Genomic DNA, 11201 nt, shown 5'->3' with positions numbered 1-11201 from the left:
CCCGGAGCCGTCGCCGCCACCGACGCCGTATTCTCCACGAACCCGGCATCCACATCCGCCTGCTTCAGGTCATAGAACCCCCGACCCACCGCCTGCTCCCCCACACCCACACGACCAGGCCGCAACGGATCCGGCCACACGATCGACACGCCATACAGATCCTCCATCGGATCCACCAGCACACCACCCGTGACCGTCACATTCCCCGTATTCGTCACCACCACCTCATACTCGACCGTGTCCCCCACCACACCGATATCACCCACCGCCAACACCCCCGACTTCACCGCAGACAACGCGGCGCCGGGAGCGATCGGCACGGTCGCCGCCGCGGTGGCGCGGACCTCCGCACCGTCGCGGAGCGAGACGCCGGTCACGGTCACGCCGTTGGTCAGCGCACCGGCGTCGACGTCGGACTGCAGGAGCGTGTAGGTCGCGACCGCCGTCGCCTCGGCACCCGGAGCCAGGACACCCGGGGCGGATGCGTCGGGCCAGGTGATGGCGAGGGGGCTCAGCCCGCTCAGCGCATCGTCGAACTCGACCCCGCCGATCGTCACATCGCCGCTGTTCACGACCGAGAAGCGGAACTCGGCGGTGTCGCCCGCGCGACCGGTGGATCCGGGAGCGAGCGCGCCGCGCTTCGTGGTGCTGAGCTGCGGGTTCGCCGCGGCGAGGGCCGTGGTCGCCTCCGCCTCCGCGGATGAGACGTCGGCGTCTGCCGGCGCGGATCCGGTCGCCGTCGCGGTGTTGACCACCTCGCCGGCGTCCACATCCGCCTGCCGCAGCGTATAGCGTGCGGTGGCGGTCACCTCGTCGCCCGGCAGCAGCACGCCGCTCTCGCCGCTCGGCCATGCTCCGAAGGCGATGCCCGAGATGCCCTCGAGGTCGTCCTGGACCGCCGTGTCGGTGATCGTCGTGTTGCCCGCGTTGCGGACGGTGAAGGAGTACGCGATCGAGTCGCCCAGGGCGCCCGTGCCGCTCAGACTCTCGTCCTTCTCGAGCTCGAGCGCGGGCGTCCTGGCCGCCGTCGTCAGCGCGATCGTAGCAGTGCTCGACACCGGTGCGTCCGACGGGGTGAGGCCCGTGGCCGTCGCGGTGTTGGAGAAGCCCCCGGCATCCAGATCCGCCTGTGTGACTCGGTAGGTCGCGGATGCGCTCACCGATGCGGAGGGCGCGAGCGAGCCGGTCTGCCCGCCCGGCCACGGTCCGAAGGCGATGGCCGAAAGCCCCGGAAGCGTGTCGCTCAGCGCGATCGCGTCGATCGTGGCGGTGCCCGAGTTCGTGATGTCGAAGGTGAAGGTGACGGTCTGGCCGACGGTGAGATCCTCGTCCTGCGACGCGCTCTTGACGAGTGTGAGGCCCGCCGTCGAGGCGATCGCGACGGTCGCCGGTGCCGTCGCCGTGACGACTGCACCCGAGGGCGCGGTGCCGCGTCCCGTCACCACGCTGACGATCGATCCGGCGTCGACATCGGCCTGCGTGAGGACGGTCGAGGCGGTGGCCGTGACCGAACCGCCGGGAGCGAGCTCGCCGGCCGGTCCCTCCCACGCGTACTGCGGCGCGCTGGTGCCGGGCAGCGCATCGGACAGCGCGGCACCCGTGAGCGTCACGTTCCCGGTGTTGCGCAGGCTGTACGTCCAGGTCACGGCATCGCCGGCCTTGGCCCCCGCCGGGAGGGTGCCCGAGTCGGTCACGGCCACGGAGGGCCGAGCCGTCGGCATCGCCACGACGACCGTCTGCGAGGTCGCCGACACCGGTGCCGGCTGCGCGACGCGAGAGGTCCCGGACACGGACGCCGTATTGGCGATGGATCCCGCGTCGACGTTCTGCTGCGTGACGACGACCGTCGCGGTCGCGGTCACCGACTGTCCGGGGTCGAGCGTCCCGGGGGTGCCGCCGCCCCAGTCGAACACGGCGCTCGAGATCCCGGGGAAGCTGTTGCCGATCGCGTCGATCCCGTCGACCGACACGGTGCCGGTGTTGCGGACCACGTAGCTGAACGTGACCGTCTGACCGAGCGCGGCCTGAGGCGGGGCGGTCTGCGTGATGACCAGCTGCGCCCGCTGCGCGCCCGTCGCCACATCGGCCGACGCCACGACGGGCTCGATCGCCCCCGAGGGCGCGTTCGCCGTCACGGTCACGGAGTTCCGGACCTGGCCGCGGTTCACGTCCGCCTGCGTGATGACGTAGAACGCCTCGGCGGTGGCCTGCGCCCCCGGCGCCAGCACGCCGGGCGCGCCGTCGTCCGGCCAGTCGATCACGGGATCGAGGCCGACGATCGCCTCGTCCAGCGCGACCCCGCTCAGAGTCACGTTGCCGGTGTTCACGACCGAGAAGTCGAAGCGGATGCTGTCGCCGGCGAGTCCTGAGCCCAGAACCGTCCCGGTCTTCGTCACCGACATCGTCCCCGCCTGCGCGAGCGGGATCGTGACCTCGTCGGTCTCGCTCACGGCGGCCCCGCCGGGTGCGGTGGCCGTGCCGGTGACCTGGTTGTCGATGGTGCCGGTGTCGATGTCCTCCTGGGTCAGGGCGTACGTCGCCGTCGCCGTGACGACCTGGTCGGGGGCGAGGACGCCCTCGGCGCCCGGCCAGGCGTAGACCAGCGGGGAGAGGCCGGCGGCGGGGTCGGCCAGCGCGACGCCGGTCAGCGTGACGTTGCCCGTGTTGCGCACGGAGAACGAGTAGGTGACCACGTCGCCTGCGCTTGTGGCGGCGCCGCCCGCGAGCGTTCCGCTCTTCGTGACCTCGATGTCGGGGGTCCGGGCGGCGGTCGACGTCGTGACCGTGTCGGACGGATCCGTCACCGCAGGCCCCGCGGGAGGCGTCCCCATCGCGCTCGCGGTGTTCGTCACGGCACCGGCATCGAGGTCGGCCTGGCTGATGCGGTGGGTGGTCGTCGCGGTCACGGATTCGCCAGGCTGCAGCGTTCCGGCGGCACCCGGCCAGGGGCCGTACGCGAGCGGGCTGAGACCGGGGGCGGGATCCGTCAGCGCGACTCCCGTGAGCGTCACGTTCCCGGTGTTGGACGCGCGCAGGGTGTAGGTGATGAGGTCGCCGAGCTGGCCGCCCCCGCTCACCGAGGCCGTCTTCGTGGTCAGGATCGACGGAGCCGCGGCATCCGTGGGAAGCACCACCGTCTGCGATGCGGCCGAGACCGCCGGTCCCGTCGGCGGCCGGCCCGACACCGAGGCGACGTCGGTGATCGACCCCGCGTTCACGTCGCTCTGGCGCACCGTGTACGTGGCGGTCGCCGTCACCGTCTGATTCGGCGCGAGGGTCCCCGGCGTGTTCGACGGCCACGGGCCGTACGCGAGGGGCGACAGTCCGCTGTGGGCGTCGCTCACCGCGACCCCGGTCAGCGTGACGTTGCCCGCGTTCCGGACGGCGTACGTATAGGTGATGGTGTCGCCCGCCGCACCGGAGCCCTCGGTGTACGCGCCGGACTTCTGGATGCTCAGGGCCGGGGCGGAGCGGAGCGGCACCGTGCCCGATCCGGTGGCCGACGCGGCCTGACCTCGCGCAGGAGTGCCTGTTGCCGTAGCCGTGTTCGCGATCGACCCTGCGTCGACATCCGTCTGCTGGACGGTGGACGTCGCCGTCGCCGTCACCGCGTCGCCGGGCGCGAGGACCCCCGCGGTGCCGCTCGGCCAGGCGCCATAGGAGAGGTCGGAGATGCCGGGGAGCGAATCCGCGGCGGACACGCTCGACAGCGTGACGTTGCCGGCGTTGCGGATGGTCACCGTCCAGGTGATGACCTCGTCCGCGACTCCCGTCGCCCCCGCGGGCAGCGCGCCGGACTTGCTCACCTGCAGGCGCGGGTCGCCGGTGGCCGTGGGCGTCGTCACGGTGCCCGATGCTGCGCTGACCGAGACTCCGCTCGGCGCGGTGCCGGTCCCCGTCGCCACGTTCACGAGCGCGCCGGCGTCGACGTCGGCCTGCGTGATGGTGTGACGGGCGGTCGCGACCACCTGCGCACCCGGCGCGAGCACGCCGGCTTCTCCGGGCCAGGAGTACACGAAGGGGGTGAGTCCGGGCAGCGGGTCGGCGACCTGGACGTTCCCGAGCGTGACGTTGCCCGTGTTGGTGAGGCGCACGGTGTAGTCGACGATGTCGCCGACCGCTCCGGTTCCGCCGACGACGGCGGTCTTGACGGTCGTCAGCGCGGGGCCGGCGGCGACCGTCGCGAGCGTGACCGTCGGCGAGTCGGCGCCGACGGCGGCACCGGTGGGCGGCACGCCGGTCACCCGCGCGGTGTTGCGGACGACTCCCGCGTCGACGTCCGCCTGCGTCACCGTGTACGAGGCGGTTCCCGTGACCTGCGCGCCCGGCGCGAGCGTGCCCGGAGCCGCCGGCCACGTCAGCGCGATCGTGCCGAGGCCCGGGTGCGGGTCCGAGATGTCGACGTCCGTGAGGGTCACGTTGCCGCGTTGCGTGCCGTGAACGTGTAGGTGACCACGCTGCCGACCGCTCCGGTCCCCTGCGTGTAGGCGCCGGACTTGGCCAGTGTCAGCAGCGGCCCTGCGAGCAGGGGCAGGGTCGCGGAGGCCGATCCCTGCACCGCCGCACCACGGGGCGGCGTGGCGGTCGCTGTCGCTGTGTTGACCACCGATCCGGCATCGACATCGGCCTGGGTGAGAGTGCGCGTGGCTGTCGCGGTCGCGCTCTGGTCGGGCTGCAGAGTTCCGGCCGGGCCGGGCCACGCGGTGAACTCGACGGCCGAGAGACCGGGCAGCGGATCGCTGATCCCGACGCCCGTGAGGGTCACGTTGCCCGCGTTGCGCACCGTGAAGCTGTAGGTGACGACGTCTCCGGCGCGACCCGTCGCCCCGGCGGCCAGGCTCGCGGTCTTGTCGAGGGTGACGCGCGGTGCCGCGACCGCTGTGGCGGTCACGAGCTCCGCGGACGAGCCGCTGACGGGGACGCCGCCGGGCGCGGTGGCGGTGGCGGCAGCGGTGTTGCGGATCGTGCCGCTGTTGACGTCGGCCTGCGTCACGACGTAGGTGCCGCGGGCGGTCGCCGCCTGTCCCGGCGCCAGGACGCCTGCCGTGGCGGGCCAGGTGACGGAGAGGGCGGAGAGCCCGGGGAGCGGGTCGCTGATCGTGACGCCCGTGAGCGTCTGGTTGCCGGTGTTCTCGGCGCGGATGCTGTAGGTGACCACGTCTCCGACGCGGGTACCGGCGCCCGTGCTCGCGCTCTTGGTCACCGTCAGGCCCGGGGCCGCCGCGCTCGTGGGCACCACGGCTTCGCCGGAGGTGGCGCTCACCACCGCTCCGACGGGCGGGCGGCCGCTCACGGCGGCGGTGTTGCGCACCGAACCGGCGTCGACATCGGCCTGGCGCACGATGTACGTGGCCGTTCCTGTGGCGGTCTGGCCCGGAGCCAGCGCGTTCGCGGCCCCCGGCCAGGTGATGCTCGGCGTGCCGAGGCCGGCCAGATCGTCGGTCAGGGTGATGCCGCTGAGGCTGACGTTGCCCGAGTTGCGGATCGTGAAGACGAAGGTGATCTCGCTCCCCACCCCGCCGGAGCCGCTCGTGACGGATCCGGTCTTCGAGACGGCGATCGAGGGCACGGCCGCGATGCGGACCGTCGAGGGCGCGGTCGCCGTCACGGCGGCACCTCGCGGCGGTGCTCCGGTCGCTGTCGCCGTGTTGGCGACGGAGCCCGCGTCGACGTCCGACTGCGTGACGGTGTACGTCGCCGACCCGGTGACGCTCTGGCCCGGCTGCAGAACTCCGGCGGCTCCGGCCCATCCCGAGAGCGTGATCGGCGCGCCGCCGATGAGGGGGTCGACGAGGGAGGCGCCGGTGAGCGTGACATTGCCTGAGTTCCGCACGGTGAAGGCGTAGGTGATCGTGTCGCCCGCAGCGCCCGAGCCGTTGAGCGTGCCGACTTTGGTGACCGCCAGCGACGGCGCGCTCGCGGCGGTCGAGGTGGTCACGGCGCCGGAGGCCGCGGTCACGGTCGTCCCACCGCCCGCGCCGGACGCCGATGCGGTGTTGGTGATCGATCCGGCGTTCACGTCCGCCTGCGTCACGATGTACGTCGCCGTCGCGACCGCCGACTGCCCCGGCGCGAGAGTGCCGCTCGTCCCCGGCCAGACGTACTGCAGCGCGCCGAGTCCCGCGAGAGGATCGGCGATCGCGACGCCCGTGAGCGTGACGTTGCCGGTGTTGCTCGCGCGGAATGTGTAGGTGATCGTGCTTCCCACACCCCCGCCGCCGCCCGCGGCCGACTTGGTGACGGCGATCGCGGGAGCCGCTGCGACCGTGGCCACCGTCACCTCGCCGGAGGAAGCGCTGATCGCCGCTCCCGTCGGCGGGGCGCCCGTCACGCTCGCGGTGTTGCGCGCGGCGCCGGCGTCGACGTCCGACTGTCTCACCGTGTACGTGGCCGTGGCGGTCACCGTCTGATTCGGCTGTAGCGTGCCGGCGGCACCCGGCCACGAGTACGCGAGAGCCGAGAGGCCGGCATGCGGATCGGTGATCGCGACCCCGGTCAGCGTCACGTTGCCGGTGTTGCGCGCGGAGAACGAGTACGTGATGGTGCTGCCGACGGAGCCGTTCCCGCTCGTCAGCGCGCCGGTCTTCGTGAGCACGATCCCGGGAGCGGATGCGAGCGACACGGTCGCCGGCGCCGTGCTCGTCACTGCTGCTCCGCTCGGCGGCGTCCCCGAGCCGGTCGCGGTGTTGCTGACGGCGCCCGAGTTGACGTCGGCCTGCGAGATCGTGGAGGTGGCGGTCGCGGTGACGGTCTGTCCGGGCTGCAGCACGCCCGTCGTGCCGCTCGGCCAGGCACCGTAGGTCGGCGAGGAGATGCCGGGCAGCGAATCAGACACCGCGACGCCGCTCAGTGTCACGTTGCCGGAGTTGCGCAGGGTGATCGACCAGGTGATCGTGTCGCCCGCGCGGCCCGAGGAGCCGCTCTGCAGGGCGCCGGTCTTCGTGGTGACGATACCGGCCGTCGGCGGCACGGTCGCTGTCGTGACGGTGCCGGACATGCTGGTCACCGGGGTCGAGCCGTATGCCGCGGTGGAGGATGCGACGTTGCGCACAGCGCCGGCGTTCACATCCGTCTGGCGGATCGTGTAGGTCGCGACGGCGGTCGCCGTCTGCCCCGGTGCGAGTGTGCCTGCCGCACCCGGCCAGCTGTACGAGAGCGCCGACAGCCCAGGCAGCGTGTCCGAGATGCTCACCCCGGTCAGGGTCACGTTGCCGGTGTTGGTGGTGCGCAACGTGTACGTCACCACGTCGCCGACGGCGGCGGTGCCGGAGACGGTCGCGGTCTTGCTCGTCGTGCTCGCGGGCGCCGCGGCGACCGTGTTCACTCTCGTCGTCGGCGAGGATCCGCTGACGGACGCACCGCCGGGTGTGCGGGCGGATGCGCTCGCGGTGTTCGTCACCGCGCCCGCATCGACGTCGGCCTGTCGCACGGTGTACGTCGCGCGACCCTGCACGGTCTGGCCCGGAGCGAGCGTGCCGGCCGTGCCCGGCCAGGTGTAGGTGATGGCGGAGAGACCGACCAGAGGGTCTGCGAGCGCCACCTGGCTGAGAGTCACGTTGCCGTTGTTCGTCACCGAGAACGAGTAGGTGACCGTGCTGCCGACGCCCCCGGATCCGGCGGTGACCGATCCGGACTTCAGGACCGTGAGCGCGCCGCTCGGGGCCACGGGCAGCGTGGACGAACGCGTCTGGGAGACGCGGGCTCCGCTCGGCGGGAGCGCTGTCGCGGTCGCGGAGTTGGCGACCGCGCCGGCATCGACGTCCGCCTGGGTCAGCGTGTAGGTCGCGACGGCCGTCACCGCCTGTCCGGGGGCGAGGACGCCCGGGGTCCCCGGCCAGGTGTAGGCGAGTGCCGACAGTCGCGGCAGCGGATCGGCGATCGTCGCGTCGGTGAGCGTGACGTTGCCGCTGTTCACGAGACGGAACGAGTAGGTGACGACGTCGCCGGCCCGACCCGTGCTGCCGGGAGCGAGTGCGCCGGTCTTCGTCAGCGTGACGGCGGGGGCGGATGCGGCGGTCGATACGACCGACTGGCTCGTGGGCACCGTGAGAGTCGCGCCGGCGGGCGTCCTGGCCGTTCCGGTGGCGGTGTTCCGGACCGCTCCGGCGTCGACGTCGGCCTGCGTGACCGTGTAGGTCGCCGTCGCGGTGACCGACTGCCCCGGCGCGAGGGTCCCGGCGACGCCGGGCCAGGTGTAGGCGAGTGCGGAGAGGCCGGGCAGCGGATCGGTGATCGCGACGTTCGTGAGAGTGGTGTTGCCGGAGTTCCGCGCGGTGAACGTGTAGGTGACGGTGCTGCCCACTCCGCCGGCGCCCTGGGTGACGGAACCCGACTTCGTCGTCGTGAGTCCGGGGGCCGAGGCGATGGTGGGGACGGTGACCTGCGGAGAGGAGCCGGAGACGGACGTCCCGGCCGGTGTGCGAGCGGTGGCGGTGGCGGTGTTGCGGACGCTGCCGGCGTCCACGTCTGCCTGGGTGATGGTGTAGAAGGCGGTGGCGGTTGCGGCCTGGCCCACGGGGATGACCCCGGCTGTCGCGGTGGGCCAGGTGATCGCCGGAGGCGAGAGACCCGGGAGCGGGTCGACGAGCGACGCGTTCGCGAGCGTGACGTTGCCCGTGTTGCGGATCGTGAAGCTGTAGGTGATGCGATCGCCCACGCGGCCGGTCGCGCCGCTCGCCAGAGCGCCCGTCTTCGTCACGGTGACGGCGCCCGCCGCGGCGATCGGGGTCACGCGGTTCGCGGAGCCCGACGGACGGATGCCGCCGTCGTCGTCGGCGGCGCTGACCGTCGCGGTGTTCGCCACGGCGCCGGCGTCCACGTCGCTCTGCGTGAGGGTGTAGGTGGCGGTCGCGGTGACGGACTGCCCCGCGGTCAGCGTGCCCGGCGTCCCCGGCCACGAGCCGAAGGTGATCGCCGAGAGGCCGACGAGCGGATCGGTGATGACGATGTCGGTGAGCGTGGACTGGCCGGTGTTCGTCACCGTGAACGTGTAGACGACGACGTCTCCGGCTCGGCCGGTGCCGCCGGGCGCGAGCGCGCTCGTCTTCGACAGGCTGATGGCGCTGAGCAACACCGTCGTGCTGTCGCTGTCCTGCGCGAGGAAGTCGCCGACGACCGTCCGCGCGGTCGCGTCGGCGGTCGAGACGTAGCCGGTCGCCGACGGCGCGGTGGCCGTGCAGGTGTACGTCGTCGTCTGCAACGGCGCCAGGGTGAGGGTGCCGAGATTGCGGGCGCAGTTCGCCTGATCGTCCGTGACGACGATGTTGCGCAGCGTCCCCGCTCCCGTGTTCGTGATCCGGACGGTGAAGGTGGCCAGCTCCCCCGACGTGCGGGACTGGGTGTCGGCCGTCCCGTTGAAGGTCTTGATGATCTGCAGACCTGCCGTCGGGACCGACAGCATCGCGTTGCGCAGCAGATACGAATCGCCGGATGTCCCGAGGCGGAGATTGACGGTCGAATCCCCCGCGACGACGTTCGCGAGCCCGACGGTCGCCACGTCGACGCTCTGATTGGTGAACGCCGTGCCGGCGGTGCCCGTGTATCGCACCGAGCCGACCGCTCGGGAGATCCCCACGTTGCCCGTCGCTCCCGCGGCGTTCGGGATCTCTGCGTAGGTCGTCGAACCGCCTCGCGAGTAGGAGGCGGTGTCGCCGGTGATGTTGCGATCGCCTTCGAACAGGGTGAAGCCCGCGCGCGTGCCGGCGGCGACAGCGGTGAAGCCGTTGAACGCGACGGTGAGGTCGGCGTCGTTGGCGCCCTGACGGACGTGACCTTCGTAGTAGATGATGTTGTGCGGCACGGATGCCGGGTTGTCGGGGATGAAGGTGCCGTAGTCGTAGACGACGTTGACGGACCAGCCGGCGTAGCAGCCGGCCCCCGTCGGCGTCCAGATGTTGCCCGCCGAGACGGTGATCTCGGAGCCGGTGGTGACCGAGGCGAACGCGGAGGTCACATCCGCGCTCGCGGAGTAGTACAGCGCCGTCGCCTGCGAGGCGGGGTCCTGCAACATGCTCTGCGGCGAGACGTCGACGATCGCGCCGCTCCCGACCCGCAGCTGCACCGCGCGCGACGTGTATCCGGTCGCGCTTCCGGTCGGCATGGTCGCCACGCCGCGAGCGGCCGAGTACTGCGAGCACAGTCGCCGCGTGTCCCCCGTGTAGACGCCTGTGTTGGCGCTCCAGGTGAGGAACGCCTTGACCACGGTGGCGCCGGCCGGGATCGTCATGGTCGCGCTGCTCGAGTTCGCCGTGAAGCCGGAGACGGTGTTCGACTGCGTCATGACGAAGTTGTCGTTGACGTTCGCGGTGTTGGTGTTCGACGCCGCGTGCAGGTCCGCGCAGGTGCCGTTGGCCGTGGTCCCGGTGGTGGCGGAGCAGGCGAGCACGCCATTGCCCGCCATGATGAAGTCGCCGTTGACGTTCGCCTGGTAGTTCGGCGTCGTACCCGAGTTGGTCCCCCACTGCACGACGGCGGCTTCGGCGGCCTGTGGCGCACCCAGCGTGAATCCGGCGGCGATGACCGCGACGGCTGTGATCATCGCGATGGCGGACCTCCGCCACCCGCGCCGAACACCTCCCCCGACCATCGTCGAACCCCCCTCAGAGTCCCGTCACTCCCCTCCCCGGGAGCACGTTCCGACCACACTAAGCGAGCTCTCAGGTGGGGGCAATGGTGCGGATGTGACGAATGGGAATCATCGACGAAAGTCCCCTCGAGGCCTTCGACGAAAGTCCAAGCGGTGTCATCGGGTCCGCGATCGCGGGTCAGTCTCCTGAGATCTGAGCCAGGAACTGCCGCGCTGCGTCCTCGGACACGACGTACCCGAGCTCCGCCGCCTTCGACACGAGCGTCTCGACGGCGTCGTCCGTCGGCTGCGGATCGGCCGGATCGAGACCGATCACGCGCAGGGCGTCCTCGCGCTGCTCCGGGGGCGCACTCTCCCACAGGTCGCTCATGGCCTGCACCTCGACGGCCGTCTGCTCCGAGGCCGAGCCGGGGGCGGGAGTCGGCGTCGACACGGCGGCGGGCGGCGGAGTCTGCGGCGCCGGCTCGGTCGGAGTGGGCGTCGGTGCCGGCGCGCTGCAGCCGGACATCGTCAGGGCCAGCAGCGTGCCGGCCAGGGCCATGCGCAGTCTCGAGGTCTTCACCCGCTGAGCCTACCGAGGCCGGCTGGGAGCCCTCCGGGATGCGGGTCGACGCTC

The 11201-nt window shown here is 72.0% G+C and carries 3 protein-coding genes; all 3 read right to left on the bottom strand.

Annotated elements, in window-relative coordinates; translation table 11 throughout:
* On the bottom strand, positions 1-4418 hold a 4418-nt coding region (locus A4X16_RS11570), incomplete at its 3' end, for a beta strand repeat-containing protein (protein WP_231880345.1).
* Complete coding sequence (locus A4X16_RS11565) at positions 4415-10537, bottom strand: beta strand repeat-containing protein (protein WP_067120690.1); 6123 nt, start codon at positions 10535-10537, stop codon at positions 4415-4417. The genes A4X16_RS11565 and A4X16_RS11570, both read right to left, overlap by 4 nt.
* Positions 10538-10763: 226 nt before the next feature.
* Entirely contained in the window at positions 10764-11147 is a 384-nt protein-coding gene (locus A4X16_RS11560; protein WP_157560139.1) for a hypothetical protein, read from the bottom strand.
* Between the last annotated feature and the right edge of the window lie 54 nt (positions 11148-11201).

Origin of the sequence: Microbacterium sp. H83, from assembly GCF_001650405.1 — a bacterium.
In the GTDB taxonomy this organism is placed as follows: Bacteria; Actinomycetota; Actinomycetes; order Actinomycetales; family Microbacteriaceae; genus Microbacterium.
This window is presented reverse-complemented; position numbering and strand designations above follow the sequence as displayed.

What these genes read in the sequence shown, in the direction of transcription:
- A4X16_RS11565 (WP_067120690.1), bottom strand. Translation starts at nt 10,537, where the DNA reads ATGATCACAGCCGTCGCGGTCATCGCCGCCGGATTCACGCTGGGTGCG.